This window comes from Kitasatospora sp. NPDC114501, assembly GCF_055633695.1.
The window spans coordinates 20,767-44,752 of sequence record NZ_JBVKDS010000021.1 but is presented as its reverse complement, the minus strand read 5'-3'; the positions used below and the strand labels follow the sequence as shown (position 1 = coordinate 44,752).

Genomic DNA, 23,986 nt, shown 5'->3' with positions numbered 1-23,986 from the left:
GAAGCCTCCAGTTCACTCGAACGAGTAGACGAGTGGACGGGGAGACGAGGGCGCCAGTGGACGAGCGGAGGAGCGGACGAGTCGACGGGGGGACGGGGGGACGAGAAGGCAAGCACCCACGAGCAATCCCACCCTCCCCTACTACTCCCCCAGCCCCGACTCCCGCACCGTGATGTTGAGCCGCCCGACCAGCCCCAGCGCCGGATCGGCCGTCCCCGGCAGCGTCCGCACCACCCCGTGGTACGCGAACCGGGCCAGGCCGCCGAACACCAGCAGGTCCCCGCTGCGCAGTTCCAGGTCGGTCCACGGCCGGGTCCTGGTCTCGGTGTTCCCCAGCCGGAAGACGCAGCCGTCGCCCAGCGAGAGCGAGACCACCGGCGCGTCCGCCCGCTCGTCGCGGTCCTGGTGGAGGCCCATCCTCGCGCCGTGGGCGTAGTGGTTGACGATCGCGATGTCCGGCTCGTACGACGCCGCGCCCGCGACCTCCCCCAGCGCGTCCCCGTACGCCTCGGCGACGGCCCTGCGCGCCAGGTCCCCGAGCAGCGGCGGGAACGGCTTGACGGGCGCGCCGTCCTCGGCGACCCGCCGGTACCCGTACGGGTACCAGTGCAGGCCGAGGCTCACCATCCGGACGGACATCATCCCGCCAGTGGGCATCCGCACGGTGTGCAGACCGGCCGGCGGGCGGGCCCACTCCCGGGAGGCGGCGACCAGGCGGCGCTGCGCGTCGAGGTCCAGCCAGCCGGGGAGCAGGACGGCGCCGGGGGCCGGCTCGGAGCGCTCGCGCGCGCCCGCGGACCCGCCCGGGTCGCTGAACAGCTCGTCCTGGATCACCCCACCATCCTCCCGCACCGCGGCTACCCGGGCCCAGCCCCGGCGCCGGCCGCGGGAGCACCGCCGAGCAGCCCCAACTCCCGGGCGCAGGACGGCCAGGCCTCCCACCCCTGACGGCGGACGATCTCCTCGCCGACGGTCGTCTGCTCGCGTCGGCTCGCGTGGTCCGGCCGGTCGGCGAAGCGCGGACCGCCGGCCTCCGCCCAGGTGGACGGCCGGATCTGCAGGCCGCCGTAGAAGCCGTTGCCGGTGTCCGCCCGCCAGTCACCGCCACTCTCGCAGTCGGCGAGCTCGTCCCACACCAGGTCGGCGACCCGGACGGCCGCCCCGGCCCGTGCCCCGCCCGACGGGACGGCCAGCAGCACCGCCACGGCGGCGCCCACGCCCACCACCACGACCCGACCCAGACCTATGCGTTCATCGCACGAATGTGGCATGGCAGCCGACCATAGGCGCGCCACCCGCCCGCCGCCCGCGCACTCGGCCGAACGCCACGAGACGCCGTGAACACCGCAAGCGACGTGAACACCGCACGCACCGCCACCGACGCGAGCCACCGCGCAACGCGAGCCGGGCAACGCCCCGCAACGCCAGGCAACGCCGACGGCCGCTCCCCCGACCGGCGGAAGGAACCCGCGCGGCGGAGAAGCGGCCGTGAAAGCCGGGCACATCGCTACGTCAGCCCGTCGCCGCCCGAGCAGGCAGCACCGACGTGCCGCTGGAGCCCGCGCAGCCGATGCCGGCTACGCAGCAGGGCCCAGGTGCCCCGGGAGACCTCAGATGCTGAGGGTCTGGCCCGGGAGGATCAGGTCCGGGTTGCCACCGATGACCTTGGCGTTGTTCTGGTACAGGTCGTGCCAGTCCAGGCCCTGCGCGGCGGCGATGGAGCTCAGGGTGTCACCGGTCTTGACGGTGTAGCTGCCCTTGGCGGCCGGCTTGGCGTCGTTCGAGCGGTTCCAGGACTTGGCGCCCTGGTCGGCCTTCGGCGCGGACTTCGGGGCGTCGGCCTTGGGGGCGGCGGCCTTCGGCGCGACGGCGTCGTTCTTCGGCGCGGTCTGGGCCTTGGGGGCGGCCTTCGGGGCCTCGGCCGGCTTGGCGGCGGGCTTCGGGGCCTGCGCCGGCTTGGCGGCGGTCGAGCCCGCCGAGGTGTCGACGGCGGCCGGGGTGCCGCCCTTGGTCAGGCCGGCCTTGACGGAGCAGACGGGCCAGGCGCCCGGGCCCTGCGAGGCGAGGACCTTCTCGGCGACGGCGATCTGCTGCGCCTTGGTGGCCAGGTTGGCCTGCGAGGCGTAGGCGGTGCCACCGAAGGCGGCCCAGGTGCTGGAGGTGAACTGCAGACCGCCGTAGAAACCGTTGCCGGTGTTGATGGCCCAGTTGCCACCGCTCTCGCACTGGGCGACGGCGTCCCAGGTGGCGACGGAGGCGGCGGAGGCCGAGGTGGCCGTGACGAGGCCGGCCACCGGCAGGGCCGCGACAGCGGCGCCCGCCACGACGGCCATCCGAACGCGGTTGCGCTTGGTGGCGGTGGAGGTGGTGGCAGCGGCGGTCTCGTTACGGAAGGTCATGAGGTTCCTCTCGACAGCCCCGGGGCGGGCATGCGGAACCAGACCCCGTGAGGGGCCGCGTTCGCTTGCCGCGTCCGTCGGACGGCCGTGCACGTATCGGACGTGCCGCTGCCGCCCCGGTCACCCAGCCACTCGCCGACGATCTGTTCGAGCGATCGTCTCGGCGGGCACCTGCCGCGCCCGGCGGACCGGGGGGCTGTGCGTCGGGGGTGAACCCGGGTGGCGCTCGTTGCGCCGACCAAGAAGCTACGAGCCGGGCGACGGAGAAGCCAAAACTTCAACGGTCCGCCCAGCTCAGCCAAGGGTTACCGGCGGTAATGACCAGGGAATTGTGCCCGAAATGTCCGCTTTAGCCGTTGTTTCCTAGATCAAACATCCGGGTCCCGTGACTCACCTCACTCTTTGATTCCGGCAGTCCCGGCCCCGACATCGACAGATTGCGACCACGAGAACACGCCACGCGGTCGGATCCGAGGCAATTCCCGTCAGCCTCGACGGGCACCCGTGACGCCTGACACAAGGGTCCGTTGGGCATGGCGACCTCCCCGTGTCCGCCCGCGAACCGCCATCCACACCCCATCCGAGGAGACCCTGTGCCGCGCATGCTCGACGTCAGCGACGAGGTCCGGTCCGAGATCGGCGACGACGAGGCCGACCGCCTGCTAGGCGGCGACCGCGCTCCCGACAGCTACGAGTGCACCTCCTGCCGGACCCCCGGCGACACGCACGTGGAGCCCACCAGCACCGTGCTCTTCGTCGGCGAGGAGACCGCCGTCCTCGCCTTCGCGCACGCCCGCTGCATCCCCTCCCAGGTCGTACCGGTCGCCGAGGAGCAGCTGGTCGGCGCCGTCCGCAGCATCAGCCAGTCCCAGCCGGGCGGCGGCCCGGACCTCGCCGCCTCCGGCGTCCCCGGTGGCCCCGGCTTCCCCGGTGGCCCCGCCGTCGCACCGAGCGCCCCCGTGCCGACCCCGGCCGCGCCCGTCGGCCCCGCCCCGACCCAGCCGACCGCCCCCGGCCAGGCCGCCATCCTCGGCATCACCTGCGGGCTGGTGCTGCACGGCAAGGTCGGCCACGCCTCGCTGGTGGTCGAGCCGACCGGGCCGGTCGGCCGCCCCGGCAGCACCTCGGGAGAGGACGAGTTCCTGGACCTGCTCCAGGACGCCGGCTTCCAGCCCGTCACCGACCTGGACGAGACCCCGGAGCAGCTGCCCGGCTGGTCGGTCCTGGTCGCGATGGGCAAGCTGCACGCGATCCTCCAGCCCGCCGCGGCCGGCGGCAGCACCGGCTGGTGGCAGGCGCACCAGCCGCTCCAGGTCACCGACGCCTGGCGGATGGCCGCGAGCCAGCTGTCCGAGGTGACGATGTACGCCGTCCCGGCCGGCATGGTCGGCCGCCAGCCCCGCGAGGACCTGCTGCGCCAGGCGCTGGAGCGGGCGGTGGCGCTGGGCCAGGTGGTGGCCGCCTCCCTCCCGCTCGCCGGCACCTGATCCACCCCGCGTTTCCGTGCCCCGACCCGCCGGAAGGCGGCCACCACCCCCGTGGCCGTCTTCCGGCGAACGCGTACCACCCCCGCGACCCGCCCCGCCCCGCCCTACCGCGACCCGCACGGCACCCGCCACGGCACCCGCGCCGAACCTCGCCGGGCCCCGGCGTGCCCGCTCTCCACCCGGCGCGCCCGCCCGTCCCGTGCTCCGGCGTGTGGAAGCGCCCACGCTCCCGCGCCCCGCATCCCCCGCCCCTCTCACTCGTTGGCCCCTACGTGTACAGCTACGACGTCTCCGCGTCCCCCGGCCGGTCCGCCACCGCCTCGCGCTCGATCCCGGGCATGCGCCCGTCGTACGACGCCGAGCACCCGCACTCCGCCACGCCGATCTACGACGAGCTGTACTCCGAGTACCGGCGCCTCTTCCGTGCCCTGCCCGGCGACCGCTCGGGCGAGGAGGACCTGAAGTTCACCGGCTTCGCGGTCCGCGACGGCTACCCGACGGTCGGCGAGCAGCGCCCGCACCCGCCCCAGCAGCAGGCCTTCCACACCCTCGCGGGGCAGGCGCCGGGCCTCCCCCAGTTCATGCCGAGCCACCAGCACCACGGTTCGGGCCCCACCGGCGGCCACCAGCACGGCCACGCCGCCGCCCAACAACACGGCCACACCGGCGGCCACACCGGTACCCCCGCCAACGCCCACACCCACACCCACACCGGCAGTCAGACCACCGACAGCCTCCTCGCCGGTCACACCGGCAGCCACGCCGCCCCCCGCGCCGGAACCCACACCACCGGCCACCACCACGGCCACTCCGTCGGCCACCCCGAGCCCGCCGCCTCCACCACCCCCGCCGGCGACGACCCCGGCCGCGCCACCGCGGTCCCCGCCCAGGACCAACCAGCCGCCCCCGCAGCCCAGTTCACCAACGGCCAGGGCTGGGTCGCGGCCGGCTACCTGGGCGCGGCCCCGCACCCGATGCCGGTCCCCGCGCCCGTGCCCCCGGCGCCGCCCGCGCCCGCCCCGGTGACGGGTACGGTCACCGGGCTCGTCCCCACCCGGCCCTCCGGCGGCCGCCACCGCCAGATGCTCTCCCTGCCCCCGGGCCCCGCCGTCGACCTCCGCTGACGCCCGGCCCGTGCCCCGCACAGGGATCCCGGCCGCACCCGGCCCACCCCACCGCATCCCCGAACACGCCGGAGGGCCCCGCCACCACCGTGGCGAGGCCCTCCGGCCGTCGGTCAGGGGACCGGCCGCGGACCGACCGTTCCCCTCTCCCCTACTACTTCCTCTTGCGCTTCTCCCGCACCCGCACCGAGATCGAGATCGGCGTCCCCACGAACCCGAACTCCTCACGCAGCCGGCGCTCGATGAAGCGCCGGTAGCCGGCCTCCAGGAAGCCCGAGGCGAACAGCACGAAGCGCGGCGGACGGATGCCCGCCTGGGTGCCGAACAGGATGCGCGGCTGCTTGCCGCCGCGGATCGGGTGCGGGTGGGCGGCGACCAGCTCGCCGAGGAAGGCGTTCAGGCGCGCGGTCGTGATGCGGGTCTCCCAGCCCTCCAGCGCGGTCTCGATCGCCGGGACGAGCTTCTCCATGTGCCGGCCGGTCTTGGCCGACACGTTGACCCGCGGGGCCCACTGCACCTGGACGAGGTCGCGCTCGATCTCGCGCTCCAGGTAGTAGCGGCGCTCCTCGTCGAGCTGGTCCCACTTGTTGTAGGCGATGACGACGGCGCGCCCGGCCTCGACGGCCATCGAGATGATCCGGGTGTCCTGCTCGGCGAGGGTCTCGCTGGCGTCGATCAGGACGACTGCGACCTCGGCCTTCTCCAGCGCGGAGGAGGTGCGCAGCGAGGCGTAGAAGTCGGCGCCGGCGGTCAGGTGGACCCGGCGGCGGATGCCGGCGGTGTCCACGAACTTCCAGGTCTTGCCGCCGAGTTCGATCATCTCGTCGACCGGGTCGCGGGTGGTGCCGGCCAGCTCGTTGACGACGACGCGCTCCTCGCCGGCGACCTTGTTCAGGAGGCTGGACTTGCCGACGTTGGGGCGGCCGATCAGCGCGATGCGGCGCGGGCCGCCGGGGGCGGCGTCGCCGAAGGTCTGCGGCGGGGCCTCGGGCAGCGCGTCCATGACGGCGTCCAGCAGGTCGCCCGAGCCACGGCCGTGCAGGGCGGAGACCGGGAACGGCTCGCCGAGGCCGAGCGACCACAGGTAGGCGGCCTCGGCCTCGGTGGAGGGGCCGTCGACCTTGTTGGCGCACAGGACGGTCGGCTTGCCCGCCCGGCGGATGAGCTTGATCAGGGCCTCGTCGGTGTCGGTGGCGCCGACGGTGGCGTCCACCACGAACAGCACCGCGTCGGCCTGCTCGATGCCGAGCTCGGCCTGGGCGGCCACCATGGCGTCGATGCCGAGGACGTCGATCTCCCAGCCGCCGGTGTCGACCACCTTGAAGCGGCGGCCGTTCCAGCTGGCCTCGTAGGTGACCCGGTCGCGGGTGACGCCCGGCTTGTCCTCGACGACGGCCTCGCGGCGGCCGATGATGCGGTTCACCAGAGTGGACTTGCCGACGTTGGGGCGGCCGACCACGGCCAGCACCGGCAGTCGGACGTGCTCGGCACCGTCCACGGCGTCGAAGCCGTCGAGGTCGAAGCCCTCCTCGGCGGCGAGCGCCATGAACTCGGCGTAGTCGGCGGCGTCCAGCTCACCGGGGCCGGTGGCGGCGTGCTCTGCGGTCATGTTCGTCTGTTCCGTTTCCCGGCCCGGCCCTTCCCAGGGGCGTGCCGTGCGTACCTGCCCCGCTCGGGGCAGCGCGATGGTTGTCTCCGCGGCACCTCGACGGCCCGCGGTTCACTCGTGGGTCGGCCCGAAGGGGTTCGGACCGGCCCTGGTCGGACCGACGGCAGCCGGTCAGACCGCGGACAGTCCGGCCCGCTCCTCCACCAGCCCGGCGATCCGGTCGATCACCTGCTCCAGGGTGAGGTCGCTGGTGTCCACCAGGACCGCGTCCGCGGCCTGGGTCAGCGGCGCCGTCTTCCGGGAGGAGTCGGCGGCGTCCCGGCGGGCGAGGTCGGCGGCCATCGCGGTGATGGTCGCCTCGTCCACGCCCTTGGCTCGCAGCTCGGCGGCCCGGCGGGTGGCCCGGGCCTCCTCGGAGGCGGTCAGGAAGACCTTGACGGTGGCGTCCGGGAACACCACGCTGCCCATGTCCCGGCCCTCGGCGACGATGCCGCGCTCGGCGACCTCGGCGCAGCCGCGCTGGAGCTCCACCAGCCGGGACCGTACGGCCGGCACCGCGGACACGGCGCTGACCTTGGCGGTCACCTCGGGGCCGCGGATCGGGCCGGACACGTCCTGGCCGTCCACCGTGATGGTGGGGCCGTCGGCGTCGGTGCCCGAGACGATCACCGGCTTGCCGCACGCGACGGCCACCGCCTCCGCGTCCTCGACGTCGACCTCGTTGGCCAGCATCCACCAGGTCATCGCCCGGTACATGGCGCCGGTGTCCAGGAAGCTCAGGCCCAGCCGGGCCGCGACCGCCCGCGAGACGGTCGACTTGCCGGAGCCGGAGGGTCCGTCGATGGCGACGACGACCGGGGCGTGCGCTCGGTCGGCAGTATCCACGGGGCGAACCTCTCTCTGAACACGGGAGCCGGAGCCTGGGCAGGCGGACGGCCGGGGATTGTCTCCCTCAAGGTTAATGGACCGCCGCTGTGACGGACTCCGCAGCCGTCCGGGCCGATCAACCGACCCAGACTAGTCGACCCTGGGCGACCGTCCGACCAACCGGCACCGCCCGACCACCCCGGCCCGACCACCCCGGCCCGACGGCGCGGCCCGACACCCCCCGGAGCCTCAGTCCCGGACGCTCCAGCCGCTCGCCCGCAGCGCCTTCGTCAGCCGCTTCACCGCCGTCGGCGCCACCGACAGCTGGACGAAGCCGACCTGCTGCCCGGTCGAGTGCTCGATGGCGACGTCCTCGATGTTGACCCCGGCGTCGCCGACCTCCCCGAACAGCCGGCCCAGCTCGCCCGGCTGGTCACCGAGCACGACCGCCACGGTCTCGTACCGGGTGGGCGGCGCGCCGTGCTTGCCGGGGATGCGGGCCTGGCCGGTGTTGCCGCGCCGCATGACCGCCTCGATCCCGGCCGCGCCCGCCTGGCGCTCGTCCTCCTCGGCGGCCTCCATGGCCCGCAGCGCGGTGACCGTCTCACCGAGGTCGCGGGCGACGCCCTCCAGGACGTCGGCGACCGCGCCCGCGTTGGCGGAGAGGATGTCGACCCACATGCCGGGGTTGGAGGCGGCGATCCTGGTGACGTCGCGCACGCCCTGGCCGGAGAGCCTTATGGCGGTCTCGTCGGCGTTCTCCAGCCGGGCCGCGACCAGCGAGGAGACCAGCTGCGGGGCGTGCGAGACCAGGGCGACGGCCCGGTCGTGCTCGGCGGCGTCCATCACGATCGGCACCGCGCCGCAGAGCGCGACCAGCTCCAGCGCGGCGTTGAGCGTCTCGGTGTCGGTGTCGGCGGTCGGGGTGAGCACCCAGGGGCGGCCCTCGAAGATGTCGGCGCGGGCGGCCAGCGGGCCGGAGCGCTCGCGGCCGGCCATCGGGTGACTACCGATGTAGTGGACGGTGTCGCAGCCGAGCTCGGCGACCTCGCTGCCCGGGCCCGCCTTCACGCTGGCGACGTCGGTGTACCAGTGCGCCAGGTTGCGGCGCTGGCAGTCGGCCAGCACCTTGCCGACCAGCGCGGGCGGCACGGCGATGATCGCCAGGTCCACCGGGCCGTCGGCCGGGTCGGTGGTGCCCGCGCCGAGCGACTCGGCCGTGCGGGCCGCGTCCGGGTCGGCGTCCTCCAGATGGACCGTCAGCCCGCGGGCGGTGAGCGCGAGCGCGGCGGAGGTGCCGATCAGTCCGGTGCCGACGACGACGGCAGTGCGCATGGCGGGTCGCTCTCCTCATCACGATTCTCGAAGGTGCCGGGACCGTCCGGGAGCACCCGCGCCCCATCCTCCCCCATCCGCCCCGCCGAAGTCCCCATCCTCCACCCGGCAACCGGTACGGCGGCCCGGCAGCTTCCGGCTCGGGCAACCGCCACCGGCCCGTCCCCGTCCCACCCAGTGCACACGCCGCACCCGGAAAACCTGCGACGCCCGCCCCGAAGCCGGGCAGACTGGCCGCCCGGGGGAAGGCGCGGGGGCGACACGCGAACGAAGGGGTTGCGCATGGACGATCAGCACAGCGGCCGGAGCGGGCAGTCGAAACCGCCGGCCGTACCGGCCCACCCGTCGGTCCTGGACTCCGTCGTGGTGTACGCCGAGGGCGCGGTGTGCCGCCGGCGCGCCACCGTCCCGGTCCCGCCCGGCGGACGGCTGCGGCTGACCGGCCTGCCCGCCGCCCTGGACGGCCGCTCGCTGCGCGCCCGGGTGCTCTCCGGACCGGCCGGCACCGCGGTCACCGAGGCCCGGCTGGAGCTGCTCGCCGAACTCCGCGAAGCGGACGAACTCCCGGAGCTCCAACGGGCGTTGGACGAGGCCAACGAGCACCGCAGCGCACTCGCCGAGCGGCAACGGCTGGTCCTGGCCGCGATCGCCGAGACCGCCGCGCTGCGCGCCGTACCGCCGCAGCGCCGCCGAGACGAGCCGCTGCGCCGGACACCCGCCGACGCCTGGCTGGAGCTCGCCGACTTCGTCGACGAGCGGCTGGCCCGGCTCCAGGAGCGCGCCGAGGCGCTCACCCAGGAGCTCGAACTCGCCGACCACGAGCGCGACCTGGCCGCCGACCGGCTGGAGCGGGCGTCCACCGCCGACCGGGCCGAGCCGGTCGGGACCAGCACCACCGTCCTGCTCACCCTGACCACCACGGACACCGCCGAAGGCGCTGCCCACCCCGCCCCAGCCCCCGCGCTGGAACTGGAGCTGGAGTACGGCGTCCCCGCCGCCCGCTGGGTGCCCGCCTACCGGCTGTCCTACCGGACCGGCGCCGACACCGCCCACCTGGTCCTGCGCGCCGCCGTCGCCCAGCGCACCGGTGAGGACTGGACGGGCGTGCGCCTCGCCCTGTCCACCGCCGACCTCGACCGCCGCACCGACCTGCCCCGGCTCACCTCGCTGCGGATCGGCCGCAGCCAGCCCGCCCCGCCGCCCTCCGGCTGGCGCGAGCCCCCGGCCGGCCTGAACGACCTCTTCACCGGCTACGACGCGGCCGACGCCGACCGCCCCGCCCCGCGCCGCCACCCCCACCACGCCCCGTACCACCCGGCCGCGGCCTCCGCCCCGGCGCCCGCCGCCGCCCGCTCCGCCCACCTCGGCGGCGCCCGCCCGGGCGGCCCCCGGGCCGAGGCCTTCGCGGCCGACGAGCGGATCGCCCCCGCCGGGTACGGCGGCGGCCTGCTCAACGCCGACCAGCCGATGCCGCCACCCCCGGGCGCCCCGGGCGGCTTCGCCGGCTACGGCGGCCCGCCGCCGGCGCCGGTCGCCGCCGCGGCGCCACCGCTGCCGCAGGCCCCGGGCGGCCTCCCGCCCGCGGAGGCCCGCCGACGCGTCGGCCACGCCGCCCCGCCCCCGCCACCACCCGGCGTCGTCCCGGACGCCACCCTGCTCGACTACCCCGACCTGGTCCTGGCCGGCCCCGAGGAGCCCGCCGCCCGCCGCGGCACCCTGCACCCCCGCCCCGAGCGGACCGAGCAGGCCTGGCCGCCGCCCGGCGGCAGCGGCGCCGCGCAGCTCCGCGCCCTCACCCTGCCCCGCCACGCCGTCCCGCCCCGCGAGTCGGCCGGCTCCTTCGACCACCGCTTCGACGCCGCCGCCCCCGCCGACATCCCGTCCGACGGCACCTGGCACACCGTCACCGTCGACGAGATCCCGCTCGCCGTCAGCCCCGAGTACGTCACCGTCCCCGCCGTCGAGGAGAAGGTGTACGCGACCCTGGTGCTCGCCAACCGCACCGACCGGGCCGTCCTGGCCGGCCCGGTGGAGGTCACCGTGGACGACGAGTTCCTGCTCACCGCCGCCCTGCCCACCCTGGCGCCCGGCGGCACCCGGCGGCTGGGCATCGGCGTCGCCGAGAGCGTCGAGGTGGCGCGCCGCACCGAGTTGCACGAGGCCGCCACCGGCATGCTGAAGGGCAACAGCACCGTCCTCGACCACCGGGTGCACGTCCAGCTGGCCAACCGGCTCGGACGCGCCGTCACCGTGGAGGTCCGCGAGCGGGTGCCGGTCACCTCCGACGCCGAGATCCGGATCGAGGAGCGGGCCGACTGGCACGCCCCGACCGTCTCCACGCCGGACTGCCCGCCCAGCACCCGGCTCTGGCGGGTCGACCTCCCCCCGGGCGGACGCGCCGAGCTGGACGGCGGCTACCTGATCAAGATCCCGGCCGGAAAGGCCATCGTCGGCGGAAACCGGAGGAACTGAGCGATGACCGTCGAGACCCTTCCCCACCCCGTCACCGCCCCCCTCCCCGTCACCGCCGTGACCTGCCTGGAGGACCGTGGCCAGGTCGAGCGCGGCACGACGGTCGGACTCGCCGCGGGCGTGCAGCGGCTGCGCCTCGGCCCGCTCACCGCCCTCGCCGTCGACCGCACCCTGCGCGCCGAGTCCGCCACCGACGGCGTCCGCGTACTGGACGCCCGGCTGGTGCGCGGCTGGGCCCCGCGCGCCCCGCTGCCGCCCGGCCCGGAGGACTCCGAGCTGCGCCACCGGCTGCACCGGCTGGACGCCGAGACCCGGCTGGCCGACCGGACCCGGGCCCGGCTGGAGGCCCGGCTGGCCCTGCTCGCCCAGCTCTCCGCCGACCTGCTGCGCGAGATCGGCGAGGGCGCCGGCCTCGGCGAGCTCGAACCCAACCGCTGGGCGCGGGAGCTCGGCCGGGTGGACGCCGAGCGCGAGCGCTACGGCGAGGAGCTGCGCGCCACCCACTCCCGGCTGCGCCGCCTGGAGCAGCAGCGCTCGCAGGCCCTGATCGCGCTGGACGAGGCCGAGGAGGACCCGGCCGAGCTGACCGCCCACCTGGAGCTCACCGTCGAGGCGGCGCGCCCCGGCCCGGCCGAGCTGACCGTCTCCCACCTGGTGCCCTGCGCGCTGTGGCGCCCCTCCTACCGGGCGGTCCTGGACGGCGGCGAGCTGCGCCTGGAGTCGGAGGCGGTGGTCTGGCAGCGCACCGGCGAGGACTGGACGAACGCCCGGCTCACCTTCTCCACCGCCCGCTCCGCCCTCGCCACCGCGCCGCCCGCGGTCGCCGAGGACGTCCTGGTGCTGCGCGAGCGCACCGAGGAGGAGCGCCGCACGGTCGAGGTCGAGCTGCGCGAGGAGGCGGTCGCCACCCTGGGCCCGTCCTCCGGGGTGCCGGGCGTGGACGACGGCGGCGAGGTCCGGGTGCTGCCCGCCCCCGCCCCCGCGACCGTGCCCTCCGACGGCCGCGCGCACCGGGTGCCGCTGGGGGCCTTCACCGTCCCGGCGGCCGGCGAGTACGCCTGCGCCCCGGAGCTGTCCCCGCTGGTCACCCAGGTGGTCCGGTTCCGCAACGCGGCCGGGCACCCGCTGCTGGCCGGCCCGGTCGAGCTGGTGCGCGGCAGCGGCTTCACCGGCCGCGGCGAGCTGCGCTTCACCGCCGCCGGCGCCGAGGCCGAACTGTCCTTCGGCAGCTCGGACGGCTACCGGGTGGTCCGGGAGGTCGAGGAGCGCCAGGCCACCGCCGGCCTCACCGGCCGCCGGACCACCACCCGGACGGTCCGGCTGCACCTGTCCCGCTTCTCCGGCCCGGAGGAGCACGACGAGCGGATCGTGACCGTACGCGAGCGGGTGCCGGTCTCCGAGGTGTCGGCGGTCGAGGTGCGGCTGCGCAAGGAGGAGTGCTCCCCGGCACCGGACTCCTTCGACGCCGAGGGCATCGTCCGCTGGGACGTCCCGCTCGCCCCCGGCGCCCGGCGCACCCTCACCCTGGTGTACGAGGTGTCCGCCTCCGCCAAGGTGGCCGGGCTCTGACCGGCGAGGACGGACCGGCGGGGGCGGACCGGCGGGGGCGGACCGGCGGCGGACACCGCCGTGCCGATGACGGCCGCTCAGGTCCAAACCGGAGACAACGGGTAGAAAAGGAAGCATGATCCTCCATCTTGCTCCCCTGGACGACTGGCTGACCGACCCGGGCCGCCCGTACGCCACCGCGTCGCTGCTCACCGACGGGTTCATCCACTGCTCGGCGGACGAGCCGACGGCGCTGGCGGTGGCCAACGCCTTCTTCGCCGACACCCCCGACCCGCTGATGGTGCTGCTGATCGAGGAGTCGCTGGTGGAGCCGATGGTGAAGTGGGAGGCCCCGAACGGCGCCCCGCCGCCCGGGGCCACCCCCGGCGTGCTGTTCCCGCACATCTACGGGCGGCTGAACCGCACCGCCGTGGTCGGCCTGGAGAAGGTCGAGCGCGGGCCGGACGGCCGCTGGGCCTCGCTCAGCCCCTGGAGCTGACGGCGCGGACGGGCCCGGGCGAGGTCACCTCCCCGGGCCCGCCCTGCCGGTCGTTCCGCGTCCGGGCCGGCCGACCGGCCCTACAGCCAGCCCCGTTCCCGGGCCGCCATCCCGGCCTGGAAGCGGGTGGTGGCGCCCAGCGAGCGCATCAGGCTCTGGAGCCGGCGCTGGGTGGTCCGGGCGCTCCAGCCGAGCGAGCGGGCGATCGACTCGTCGGTGAGCCCGGCCGCCAGCAGGCCCAGCAGCTTGCGGTGGTCGGCCTCCGGCTCCGCCCCGGCGTCCTCGGCGCCGACCGCCGCCTGCAGGCGGACGGCCCGTTCCCACTCCGCCTCGAACAGCGTGTCCAGTGCCTGGAGCAGCGCCGAGGGGTGGATCACGTACGCGGCGTCCAGCACGCTGTCGCCGACGCTGATCGGGATGATCGCCATCCGGTCGTCCGAGATGATCATCTTCATCGGAAGGGTCGGCCGGACCCTCGCCTCCTCGCCGTCCGCGACGCCGACCAGGATGTTCTTCTCCAGCCGCCCCGGCCAGGCCACCGCCTCCCGGTCGTAGACCGTCCGGAACTTCACCCCCTCGCGCAGCCGCCGCCGCTGTAGGGGCATCGGCGCCCCCGGGTCCTGGATGTACGGCGGGCGGTCGAAGCCGCGCACCTGGTACCGGCTGGTCTCGGTGATGTGCTCCAGCCGCTGGGCGATCGCCTCGCCGCCGGTCAGCACCTCCACCGAGTGCGCCGGGTCGGTGTACCGCGACGCCTCCCGGAAGGCGTCCATCAGCCGGTGCATCTCGGCCCGGGCGTAGCGCAGTTCCGACTCCCGGTGGCCGATCAGGGTGCCGATCGCGACGTCCGGGGGCACCGGCAGGTAGCGGTGCCGGTCCACCGGCGCCCGAGTGGCCATGCCCTGCTGCGCCAGCCGGTCCAGGGCGCGCACGCTCTGCTGGAACGTCAGCCCGCAGCTCTCCGCCAGTTCCTCCGCCGTGGACTGCGGGCTGGCCACCAGCGCCGCGTAGACCTGCCCGTCCGGCTCCGCCAGTCCCAGTGCGCCGAGGGCCTGTCCGCCGACCCGCCCCAGTGCTGCATCGGACACGACGCCCTCTCCCCCTGCTCGCCCGTTCTCCGCCGGCCCGTTCCCGGCGGCCCGTACCCACCCCGGCCGGCACGCACCGTGCTGGCGCAGTCCCGCCACGCGGCGGGGGGGCGCTCCGGTGGCCATCCTCGGCCACGGATCATGACGCTGACAAGGCCGTGACCAGCGGTTGCGTCCCGGCTCACACGACCCGTCCGAAACGTGGACACCCGTGTGCGGACGTTCACACCGCCGGGGAACGCCGGAGCCCCCGGCCGCAGCGGGTGCGACCGGGGGCTCCGGCGGAGCGGACGGGCCCGGGGCCCGTCGACGACAGACCCTAGAGACCGACCTCGCGCATCAGCTGGCCGACCTCCGGGTTGGTCAGGCGGCGCAGCCAGCCCGACTTCTGGTCACCCAGGGCGATCGGGCCGAAGTGGGTGCGCACCAGCTTCTCGACCGGGAAGCCGGCCTCGGCCAGCATCCGGCGGACGATGTGCTTGCGGCCCTCGTGCAGGGTCACCTCGACCAGGTAGTTCTTGCCGACGTTGGAGATGACCTTGAAGCTGTCGGCGCGGGCGTAGCCGTCCTCCAGCTCGATGCCCTTGGCCAGCTGCTTGCCCAGGTCGCGCGGGATGGGGCCCTGGATCGCGGCCAGGTAGGTCTTGGTCACGCCGTACCGCGGGTGGGTGAGGCGGTGGGCCAGCTCGCCGTGGTTGGTGAGCAGGATGATGCCCTCGGTCTCGGTGTCCAGGCGGCCGACGTGGAACAGCCGGGTCTCCCGGTTGGTCACGTAGTCGCCCAGGCACTGGCGGCCGTCCGGGTCCTCCATGGTGGAGACCACGCCGGCCGGCTTGTTCAGCGCGAAGAACAGGTAGGACTGGGTGGCGACGGTCAGGCCGTCCACCTTGATCTCGTCCTTCTCCGGGTCGACCCGCTTGCCCTGCTCGGTGACGCGCTTGCCGTTGACCTCGACCCGGCCCTGCTCGATCAGCTCCTCGCAGGCGCGGCGGCTGCCGATGCCGGCCCGGGCCAGCACCTTCTGGAGGCGCTCGCCCTCGGGCTCGCCGAAGGTCTTGGGCAGCTTGACGGCCGGCTTGTCGTGCCGGGCGAGGACGGCGTCCTCGATCTTGGCCTGGAGCTCGCGGGAGCGCTGCGGCTGGCGGCGCGGGTCGCCCGGGGCGCCCTGGCCCTCACGGCGCGGGCGCGGGGCCGGGCCGGGTCGCCGGCCGGCGAAGCCGCCGCGGGCCGGGGTGGCGTTGGGGCCGCCGCCGAACTCGGGACGGTCGTACCTGCGCTCCTCGGGCCGCAGCGGGCGGTCCGGGTAGCGGCGGTCGTCACGCCGGTCGTCCCGGCGGCCCTCGCGCCGGTCGTCACGACCGTACGAGCCGCCGCGCGAGCCCGAAGCCGAACCCGAGCCGCCGCGGCCACCGCGGTACGAGCCACCGCCCGAACCCGAGCCGCCACGGCCACCGCCGTACGAACCCCCGCCCGAACCCGAGCCGCCACGGCCACCGCCGTACGAACCCCCGCCCGAACCCGAGCCGCCACGGCCACCGCCGCCGCTGCCGCCGCCGAAGGAGCCGCCGCCCCGGCCCCCGCCCTGTCCGCCTCGACCGCTCCCGCCGCCGCTGCTGTTCCTGCCGTTGCCACTGCTACGCATCAAAGTGTCCGTACGTCGTTCCGTCTGGGATGTGCGGTCGTTTCGGCCGACCTCACCGCCCCCTACCGATCGGGCCCGGCCCGACCGGCCTCGCCACTGCCGTCCGCGGCCTGCCCGGCAGCGGCGGCGACCGCCTCCGCGATCATCGTGCCCTCCAGGGACTCCGCTTCCACGTCGTCGACCTCGGGCAGGAAGGGAGCGAGTTCCGGCAGCTCGTCCAGGCCGCGGAGCCCCATCCGTTCCAGGAAGTAGTTCGTCGTCCGATACAGGATCGCACCTGTTTCGGGCTCGGATCCGGCCTCTTCCACCAGTCCTCGCTGTACCAGGGTACGCATCACGCCGTCACAGTTCACACCACGGACGGCGGAAACCCGCGATCTGGACACCGGCTGCCGGTACGCGACCACCGCCAGGGTCTCCAGCGCGGCCTGGGTGAGCCGGGCCTGCTGGCCGTCCAGGAGGAAGCGGTCGACGGCGGCGGAGCGGCTCTCCCGACTGTAGAACCGCCAGCCGCCCGCGACCAGCCGCAGGTCGAAGCCGCGGCCCTGGGCGGTGTACTCGGCGGACAGTTCGCGCAGCGCGGCCGCCACCTCGGCCCGGGGCCGTTCCAGCGCCCCGGCCAGCCGCTCCTCCGCCACCGGCTCGTCGACGACCATCAGGACGGCCTCCAGCTCGGCCCGCAGCCCGGCGTCGGCGGCCCCCTCGGCCCCGGACGCGCCCGCGGCTCCGGCGGCAGCGGGGACACCGGAGGCACCGGAGGCACCGGAAGTCGACGGGGCCGACTTCTGGTGCACGACACGCGCCGCCTCCGCCGCCGGGTCGTCCGCTGCCGGCCGCACCGGCTCCGCGGCCTCCACCGGGTCCGGCAGCAGCTCGAAGGCCGGCTCCAGCCACTCCTGGGCCCGCGGCCGCCCCGGCAGCCCCAGCGGGCGCCGCACCGGCCGCCCGCCCTCGTTCCCGCCGCTCATCGCCGCCCGTCCTCCCCGACCTCGCCCACCGGCCGGTCGAACTCGTCCGTCACCTCGACCGCCACCCGGCCCTCCTCCGCCACCCAGCGCACCAGCAGCTCGCCGAGCGCCTCCGGCTGCTCGAAGGCGAGCACCTGCTCCCGGTACAGCTCCAGCAGCGCCAGGAAGCGGGCGACCACCACCAGGTCGTCCGGCGCGTCCTCGACCAGCCGCTGGAACGAGGCCTCGCCCAGCTCGGTGAGCAGCCCCACCACCAGCCCCGCCTGCTCGCGCACGCTCACCGGCGGGGTGTGGATGTGGTCCACGTAGACGACCGGCGCGGGCCGGGGCGCCATCGCCCTGGCCGCCAGTTCGGCGAGCCGCCGCGGCCCGATGGTGATGACCACCTCGGGCAGCAGCTCCGCGTGCCGGGGCTCCAGCGCGGCGGTCCGGGGCCGGCGCAGCAGCTCGGCCGCCCAGCGCTCGCCGAACAGCGCCGCCGCCCGCTTGTACGCCCGGTACTGGAGCAGCCGGGCGAACAGCAGGTCGCGGGCCTCCAGCAGCGCCAGGTCCGCCTCGTCCTCGACCTCCGCCACGGGCAGCAGCCGGGCGGCCTTGAGGTCGAGCAGGGTGGCGGCCACGACCAGGAACTCGGTCGTCGCGTCCAGGTCCCAGTCCGGGCCCATCGCCCGGATGTACGCCATGAACTCGTCCGTCACGGTGGCCAGCGCCACCTCGGTGACGTCCAGCTTGTGCTTGGCGATCAGGCTGAGCAGCAGGTCGAAGGGGCCCTCGAAGTTGTCCAGCCGTACCCGGAAGCCGCCCCGCGACTCGTCCTCGGTCGCGCTCTCGGCGGTGGCGGCTGGTTCGGCGGTCCTGGGCATGACGGTCCATCTTCACCCGTCCCCGCCCCCGGCCCCGTCCCGGGGCCACCCGACACGCCGCTCCGCCGGACCCGTGACCGGCGTCCCCGGCGTCCGTCTCATCCACGATCCCGTCCAGGGCCTCAGACGCGCCCGCCCCGTCGATCCGGCCCCACCGGACCTGTCACCGGGTTCCGCTTCCCCAGCAGGCCCCACAGGCCCGGGAACGCCCCTGCGGCGCCCGACCCGGGCTCCTCGCCCCGCCCGGTCCCTCTCGGCGCCCCTCCGGGGTCCTGTCGCGCCTTCGGCGCCCTGCCGCCCGACCGGCGGCCTCCCCACGCCGGGGCGGCGGCCCCCCTCGACGCCCGGCGGAAACCGCCGGCCGCCCTCCGCGCCGCCTACCGGCCGCGCAGCCGCCGGACCAGGATCGAGGCCTCGCCCCGCTGCTCCAGGTCCGCCAGGACGACCGCGATGGCCTCCCGGACGATCCGCCCGCGGTCCACGGCCAGCCCGTGCTCGCCGCGCAGCACCAGCCGGGCGTGCTCCAGGTCCATGAGCTCCTCGGCGGACACGTACACCGTGATCTTCTCGTCGTGCCGCTCGCGCCCGCTGGGCCGGCGCGGCGCGCGGCCGCGCGGCCGGGCTCGCCCGGCGGCACCGGGCTGCTCCTCGGCGGCGCCCTGGTGCATCCGGGGCGCCGGGGCGGAGCCGGCGCCGCGGCCGCCCGAGACGGTCTTCCCGGCCGCGGCGACGCCTGCGGCGGGTGCGGGCCCGACGGCCGTGCCGGGCCGTTGGACGGGCGGCTGCGCGGGCGCCGGCACCGTGGCGGCCGCCTGCTGCTCCGGCGTCACCTGCCGGTCGTCCTGGGCTCCCTGGGCGGCCGTGGCGGCCTCGGCGCCGTCCGGTTGGCCGGTGACGGTCCGCGCGGTCTCCGGTCTGGCTGCCTCGGCGGCCGGACGCGGCGCGAGGGAGGGCGACAGCGCCATCCCCCCCGTGGTCCGGAACAGCTCGTCGGCACCCGGGAGACTCACTCGGCGGGGCGGCACCGGTCGAGCACCTCCCTGGCGAGCTGACGGTAGGCGGCGGCACCGACCGAGTTGGTCGCGTACGTCGTGATGGGCTCGCCGGCGACGGTGGTCTCCGGGAAGCGCACGGTCCGCCCGATGACGGTGTGGAAGACGTGCTCGCCGAACGCCTCGACGACGCGCGCCAGCACCTCGCGGCTGTGCACGGTGCGCGAGTCGTACATGGTGGCCAGGATGCCGTCCAGGCGCAGGTCGGGGTTGAGCCGTTCGCACACCTTCTCGATGGTCTCGGTCAGCAGCGCGACACCGCGCAGCGCGAAGAACTCGCACTCCAGCGGGACGATCACGCTGTGAGCGGCCGTCAGCGCGTTGACCGTCAGCAGACCCAGCGAGGGCTGGCAGTCGATGATGACGTAGTCGTAGTCGGGCAGCAGCGGCTTCAGGGCGCGCGCCAGCGCGGACTCCCGGGCCACCTCGCTGACCAGCTGAACCTCGGCGGCGGAGAGGTCGATGTTGGAGGGCAGCAGGTCCATCCCCGGGACCGCCGTCTTGAGCAGCACCTCATCGGCCGTCAGGCCCCGCTCCATGAGCAGGTTGTAGACGGTGACGTCGAGCTCCATCGGGTTGACGCCGAGGCCGACCGAGAGCGCGCCCTGCGGGTCGAAGTCGACGAGCAGCACCCGGCGGCCGTACTCGGCCAGCGCCGCGCCCAGGTTGATGGTCGACGTGGTCTTGCCGACGCCGCCCTTCTGGTTGCACATGGCGATGATCTGGGCGGGGCCGTGCTCGGCCACCGGCGCGGGGATCGGGAAGTACGGCAGCGGGCGGCCGGTCGGGCCGACCCGCTCGCGGCGCTGGCGCGCGGCGTCGGGGGCCAGCGTGGCGGCGTACTCCGGGTCCGGCTCGTACTCGGCGTCCGGGTCGTCGTAGGCGCCGTAGGCGAACTCGCCGTAGGCCAGGCCGTAGGCCGCCAAGTCGGCGTCGTGATCGGTCACCGTGGTCACCTGTGCTGTGTTCTGGCGTGCTTCGAAGGTACGGAGTGCGACCGAGCCGACCTCGGCCGAGCCCACGGAGGGCTGCCGGGCCCCGGGCTCCTCACTCGGCTGGCCGGCGGTGAGTTCCGCCAGTCCTGGCTGACCACCCCCGGGAGCAATTGTCGACTCATTCACAAGTCGTCTTACCTCCTTGGGCATCCAGGACTCTATGTCGATTCGTCAGCGTGGCAGCATGCCGACGGTTTGCGACTCTAGGCCGTTCAAGGCGTTCGCAGCAACACAATCCACGGTAGTGGGCAGGATGTGTCGACTATCGAGCGGGCTGCTGTCAAGGGATGAGAGGGTCACCGGCCCCGACGTTTCCGGGGGCGGGTGACATGACCGACGGACATTGACGACAGAGCGACCTACCCGGACGACCCGCTGATCACGGGCACGGCGAAGCCCCCGGCCCGAAGGGATCGGGTCGGGGGCGAACGACCGCCGGGCGGTCAGGGGGTTCAGGCGAGCACGCTCTCCAGGGAGACCGACTCCAGGCCGAAGGCCTCGGCCACGGCCGGGAAGGTGATCTGGCCCTCGTGCACGTTCAGGCCCTTGGCGAGCGCGGCGTCGCGGCGCAGCGCCTCCTTCCACCCGCGGTTGGCCAGCTCCAGCACGTACGGCATGGTGGCGTTGGTCAGCGCGTAGGTGGAGGTGTTCGGGACGGCGCCCGGCATGTTGGCCACGCAGTAGAAGACCGAGTTGTGGACCTTGAAGGTCGGCTCGTCGTGCGTGGTGGCGTGCGAGTCCTCGAAGCAGCCGCCCTGGTCGATCGCGATGTCGACCAGCACGGAGCCCGGCTTCATGCGGGAGACCAGCTCGTTGGTGACCAGCTTCGGCGCCTTGGCGCCCGGGATCAGCACGGCACCGACGACCAGGTCGGCCTCCAGGACGGCCTTCTCCAGCTCGAAGGCGTTCGACACGATGGTCTTGACCTTGGTGCCGAAGATGCGGTCGGCCTCGCGCAGCTTGTTGATGTCGCGGTCCAGCAGGGTCACCTCGTAACCCATGCCGACGGCGATGGTGGCCGCGTGCCAGCCGGAGACGCCACCGCCGATGACGACGGCCTTGGCCGGGTGGGTGCCGGGCACGCCGCCCGGCAGGGTGCCGCGGCCGCCGGCCGGACGCATCAGGTGGTACGAGCCGACCTGCGGGGCCAGGCGGCCCGCGACCTCGGACATCGGGGCGAGCAGCGGCAGCGCGCCGTTCGACAGCTGCACGGTCTCGTACGCGATGGCGGTGGTGCCCGAGGCGATCAGCGCGTCGGTGCCGGCCCGGTCGGCCGCCAGGTGCAGGTACGTGAAGAGGGTCTGGCCCTTACGCAGCCGGTGGTACTCCGAGGCGATGGGCTCCTTGACCTTCAGCAGCAGGTCGGCGGTGGCCCACACCTCGTCGGCGGTGGGGAGGATGGTGGCGCCGGCGGCCACGTACTCCTCGTTCGGGATCGAGGAGCCGAGACCGGCGTTGTCCTCGATGTAGACCTCGTGTCCGTTGCGGACCAGCTCATGCACGCCGGCGGGCGTGATGGCCACGCGGTACTCGTGGTTCTTGACCTCGCGGGGGATGCCGACCTTCACGACTGAACACGTCCTCTTGCCATGGGGGTCCCGACCGGAGAAGACCGGTGGGCGACGCGCACGTGGGGAAGCCTCCGGGCAGCCCGGGGCGGGGATCGCTGCGCGACTGAGTCCGAGTGTAATGAAGCCCAGTCGGCGTGTCAGCCTTCCAAAGTGAATAAATTTCCCGCACACATTGGCAGGTTCGTAGGCTTCCCCTGCGACTTACCCGCCAAAGACGTCTTAACCGGGCATCTTCGACAATACCTCCGAAACGCCCGTCACCACCCGGCGTCGACGCGTTCCCGCAGGTCCGCGAGGGCCACGGCGACGGCCTCCCGGCCCCGCTCGTCGCCCAGCCGGCGCAGCACCGCGAGCGCGGCCCGGTACTCCCGGTCGGCCTCGTCGAAGCGGCGCTGCGCGGTGTGCGCCTCGGCCACCCGGGCGAGCAGCCGGGCCTCGGCCGCGTGGTCCCCGAGCGCCTGCCGCAGACCGAGCGCCCGCCCGTACCAGTCCGCGGCCCGCACCGCGTCGCCGAGCGCCCGGTGGCAGTTGGCGGCGCTCTCCAGGGCCCGGGCGCAGAGCGGTTCGTCGTCGGCCTTCCGGGCGTGCTCCAGGGCGGCCCGGTAGTGGGCGGCGGCCGGCTCCCAGCGGCCCGCCGAGGCCTGGAGGTCGCCCAGGTTGAGCAGCGCGGCCGAGGCCCGGCGGGGCCGGGCGCCGCGCTCGGCGACGGTCAGCACCAGCTCGTGCAGCCGGTAGAGGTCGGTGGGGGCGGCGGCGCCGGTCAGCGGCAGCGTCCGCAGCAGCGCGGTGACCAGCCGCCCGGCCGAGCCGTCCAGGTCGCCCTGGCCGATCGCGTCGGCCACCGCGCCGAGCAGCAGCTCCCGCTCGCCGAGCAGCCACTCCCGGGCGTGCGCCGCCGAGCGCAGCCGCAGCGGGGCGGGCAGCGGGTCCGGGCCGGGGCCGGCCGCCGGGTCGAGCAGCGCCCGGGCCGACTCGGTGAGCCGGACCAGCCGTTCCAGCAGCCGGGCCCGGGCGAGTTCGGTCTCGGCGGGCCGGTCCTCCTGCTCGCGCAGCCGGACCAGCCGGGGGTAGAGCCGCCCGGGCACCCGGTAGCGCGGGGTCCCGTCGGCGGCCGGCGCCTCCTCGCCGAGCAGCTCCCGCTCGGCCAGCGCGGCCAGCGTCGCGGCCGCGTCCGGCACCGGGCAGCCGACCAGGGCGGAGGCGGTGCGCGGGTCGGCGGTCTGCGCCGGGGCCAGGGTGAGGGTGCGCAGCATCCGCGCCTGGGCGGCCGGCAGCCCGCGGTACAGCAGGGTGAACGCGCCGAGCAGCGGGTCGTTGTCCGGGACGGGTACCGGCTCGGCCGGCTCGGGGCCGGGCTTCACCCAGGCCGCGGGATCACCGGCCGACCCGGTCACCGCGGCGGCGGCCGCCGTGGCGGGCCCACCGGCGCGGCCCTCCGCCGCCTTCCCCGGGCCCGGCTTCCCCGGCTTCGCCGACGGCCCGACGGCAGCGCCAGCGGCCCCGGCGGGAGGGTTACCCGGGGGCTTCGCCGCCCGCTCCCCCTCCTTCTCCTTCTTCTTCGGCGCCCCGGCCCGTTCCTTCTCCCTGTCCCTGTCCTTCTCCTTCTCCTTCACCGCGGCGGCCGCGGCCGGCTCCGCCGAGGCCCCGGTGGCTCCCGTCTCCTCCCCCACCACCCGGTTGAGCTCGCGCGCCGCGTCGGTGACCGCGATCTTCGGGTTCCCGCGCAGCCAGCCCGCCATCAACCGCAGCGCGGCCGGCCGGGCGGCACAGGCCTCGGCCAGGTCGGCCCCGCCGACCGGGTCGCAGGAGATCCGGGTGCCGCCGACCAGGTCGGCCAGCAGCTCGCCGGAGGCCTGCCGGTCCAGCCCGCCGAGGATCACCGGGTCGATGTCCTCGATCCCGGTGAGCGGCCCGGCCGTGGTGGCGAGCACCAGGCAGCCGGGCTCGTCGGCCAGCAGCGGCCACACCTGTCCGGCGTCCCGGACGTCGTCCAGCACGAGCAGCACCCGCAGCCCCGCGAGCGCCTCGCGCAGCGCCACGCAGCCGGGCTCGTCGCGCCCGTCCTCGCCCGCCCCGGGCAGCGGCACGGCGGTCTGCGGGTCGAGCTGCTCCAGCAGCAGCCGGGCGGCCCGGGCGGGCGGCACCCGGCCGCCGTCCGGGGCGGACAGCCGGACGAACAGCACGCCGTCCGGGAAGTCGGCGGCGACGGTACGGGCGAAGCGGGCGGCCAGTGTGGTCCGTCCGGAGCCGGGGCGCCCGGCCAGCACCAGCACCGGGCAGCGTCCGCTCGCCGGGCGGGCGGCGGCCGCCCGCAGCGCGGCCAGTTCGGCGCGCCGCCCGACGAACAGCGCAGGCCCGGCCGGCAGCCGCTCCAAGCCGGGAACGGCCCCGGCGGGCGCGCCGGGGCCGGGATCCATCGTCGCCGTCTTCCTCGCCACCCGTGCCACTCCCGACGTCATCCCGCGCT

The 23,986-nt window shown here is 75.3% G+C and carries 19 protein-coding genes; 5 read left to right on the top strand and 14 right to left on the bottom strand.

Annotation, left to right across the window (positions count from 1 at the left end):
* Window positions 1-141: 141 nt before the first annotated feature.
* The 3 genes from ACZ7RU_RS32615 to ACZ7RU_RS32605 all read right to left on the bottom strand — a co-directional run bounded on the left by ACZ7RU_RS32615 (window position 142) and on the right by ACZ7RU_RS32605 (window position 2,399).
* Window positions 142-831 (bottom strand): alpha-ketoglutarate-dependent dioxygenase AlkB family protein, encoded by a 690-nt coding sequence (locus ACZ7RU_RS32615; RefSeq protein WP_470344699.1) that lies wholly within the window; start codon window positions 829-831, stop codon window positions 142-144.
* Window positions 832-857: 26 nt separating this feature from the next.
* Entirely contained in the window at window positions 858-1,217 is a 360-nt protein-coding gene (locus ACZ7RU_RS32610) for a transglycosylase family protein (protein ID WP_470344582.1), read from the bottom strand.
* A gap of 393 nt (window positions 1,218-1,610) precedes the next feature.
* Window positions 1,611-2,399 (bottom strand): transglycosylase family protein, encoded by a 789-nt coding sequence (locus ACZ7RU_RS32605; protein ID WP_470344581.1) that lies wholly within the window; start codon window positions 2,397-2,399, stop codon window positions 1,611-1,613.
* Window positions 2,400-3,001: 602 nt separating this feature from the next.
* Between ACZ7RU_RS32605 and ACZ7RU_RS32600 the strand changes: the two genes are divergently transcribed.
* Entirely contained in the window at window positions 3,002-3,886 is an 885-nt protein-coding gene (locus ACZ7RU_RS32600; RefSeq protein WP_470344580.1) for a hypothetical protein, read from the top strand.
* 272 nt (window positions 3,887-4,158) lie between these two features.
* Window positions 4,159-5,010: a hypothetical protein gene (locus ACZ7RU_RS32595; RefSeq protein WP_470344579.1), complete on the top strand. Its 852-nt coding sequence runs from the start codon at window positions 4,159-4,161 to the stop codon at window positions 5,008-5,010.
* Between the two features lie 154 nt (window positions 5,011-5,164).
* On the opposite strand, the gene der is transcribed toward ACZ7RU_RS32595, so the two are convergent.
* From der to ACZ7RU_RS32580, 3 genes are all read right to left on the bottom strand, one after another.
* Complete coding sequence (gene der / locus ACZ7RU_RS32590) at window positions 5,165-6,619, bottom strand: ribosome biogenesis GTPase Der (protein ID WP_470344578.1); 1,455 nt, start codon at window positions 6,617-6,619, stop codon at window positions 5,165-5,167.
* A gap of 171 nt (window positions 6,620-6,790) precedes the next feature.
* Window positions 6,791-7,504 (bottom strand): (d)CMP kinase, encoded by a 714-nt coding sequence (gene cmk / locus ACZ7RU_RS32585; RefSeq protein ID WP_401118832.1) that lies wholly within the window; start codon window positions 7,502-7,504, stop codon window positions 6,791-6,793.
* Window positions 7,505-7,735: 231 nt separating this feature from the next.
* A complete protein-coding gene (locus tag ACZ7RU_RS32580) occupies window positions 7,736-8,821 on the bottom strand; it encodes a prephenate dehydrogenase (protein WP_470344577.1) in 1,086 nt (361 codons plus the stop codon).
* Window positions 8,822-9,103: 282 nt separating this feature from the next.
* Between ACZ7RU_RS32580 and ACZ7RU_RS32575 the strand changes: the two genes are divergently transcribed.
* The 3 genes from ACZ7RU_RS32575 (at window position 9,104) to ACZ7RU_RS32565 (ending at window position 13,340) form a co-directional block, all read left to right on the top strand.
* Window positions 9,104-11,293, top strand: coding sequence for a DUF4139 domain-containing protein (locus ACZ7RU_RS32575; RefSeq protein ID WP_470344576.1), 2,190 nt, complete (start codon window positions 9,104-9,106; stop codon window positions 11,291-11,293).
* A gap of 3 nt (window positions 11,294-11,296) precedes the next feature.
* Window positions 11,297-12,862, top strand: coding sequence for a mucoidy inhibitor MuiA family protein (locus ACZ7RU_RS32570; RefSeq protein WP_470344575.1), 1,566 nt, complete (start codon window positions 11,297-11,299; stop codon window positions 12,860-12,862).
* A 115-nt stretch (window positions 12,863-12,977) separates the two neighbouring features.
* The gene (locus ACZ7RU_RS32565; protein WP_470344574.1) at window positions 12,978-13,340 is read left to right on the top strand and encodes a DUF952 domain-containing protein; all 363 of its coding nucleotides are present in this window, start codon (window positions 12,978-12,980) and stop codon (window positions 13,338-13,340) included.
* An 80-nt stretch (window positions 13,341-13,420) separates the two neighbouring features.
* Here ACZ7RU_RS32565 and ACZ7RU_RS32560 read toward each other — a convergent pair whose 3' ends face one another.
* The 8 genes from ACZ7RU_RS32560 to ACZ7RU_RS32525 all read right to left on the bottom strand — a co-directional run bounded on the left by ACZ7RU_RS32560 (window position 13,421) and on the right by ACZ7RU_RS32525 (window position 23,936).
* On the bottom strand, window positions 13,421-14,428 hold the full coding sequence (locus ACZ7RU_RS32560) for a helix-turn-helix domain-containing protein (RefSeq protein WP_470344573.1): 1,008 nt from the start codon (window positions 14,426-14,428) through the stop codon (window positions 13,421-13,423).
* 319 nt (window positions 14,429-14,747) lie between these two features.
* A complete protein-coding gene (locus tag ACZ7RU_RS32555) occupies window positions 14,748-16,070 on the bottom strand; it encodes a pseudouridine synthase (RefSeq protein WP_470344572.1) in 1,323 nt (440 codons plus the stop codon).
* A 62-nt stretch (window positions 16,071-16,132) separates the two neighbouring features.
* The gene (gene scpB, locus ACZ7RU_RS32550; protein WP_470344698.1) at window positions 16,133-16,726 is read right to left on the bottom strand and encodes an SMC-Scp complex subunit ScpB; all 594 of its coding nucleotides are present in this window, start codon (window positions 16,724-16,726) and stop codon (window positions 16,133-16,135) included.
* Window positions 16,727-17,034: 308 nt separating this feature from the next.
* The gene (locus ACZ7RU_RS32545; RefSeq protein WP_470344571.1) at window positions 17,035-17,901 is read right to left on the bottom strand and encodes a segregation and condensation protein A; all 867 of its coding nucleotides are present in this window, start codon (window positions 17,899-17,901) and stop codon (window positions 17,035-17,037) included.
* 377 nt (window positions 17,902-18,278) lie between these two features.
* Window positions 18,279-18,866 (bottom strand): hypothetical protein, encoded by a 588-nt coding sequence (locus ACZ7RU_RS32540; protein WP_470344570.1) that lies wholly within the window; start codon window positions 18,864-18,866, stop codon window positions 18,279-18,281.
* Window positions 18,867-18,907: 41 nt separating this feature from the next.
* Complete coding sequence (locus ACZ7RU_RS32535) at window positions 18,908-19,975, bottom strand: ParA family protein (protein ID WP_369808367.1); 1,068 nt, start codon at window positions 19,973-19,975, stop codon at window positions 18,908-18,910.
* A gap of 425 nt (window positions 19,976-20,400) precedes the next feature.
* Window positions 20,401-21,516, bottom strand: a complete 1,116-nt coding sequence (ald, locus tag ACZ7RU_RS32530) for an alanine dehydrogenase (protein WP_470344569.1) — start codon at window positions 21,514-21,516, stop codon at window positions 20,401-20,403.
* A 260-nt stretch (window positions 21,517-21,776) separates the two neighbouring features.
* Window positions 21,777-23,936 carry a tetratricopeptide repeat protein gene (locus ACZ7RU_RS32525; protein WP_470344568.1) on the bottom strand — a complete coding sequence of 720 codons (2,160 nt, stop codon included), beginning with the start codon at window positions 23,934-23,936 and terminating at the stop codon, window positions 21,777-21,779.
* Window positions 23,937-23,986: the final 50 nt, after the last annotated feature.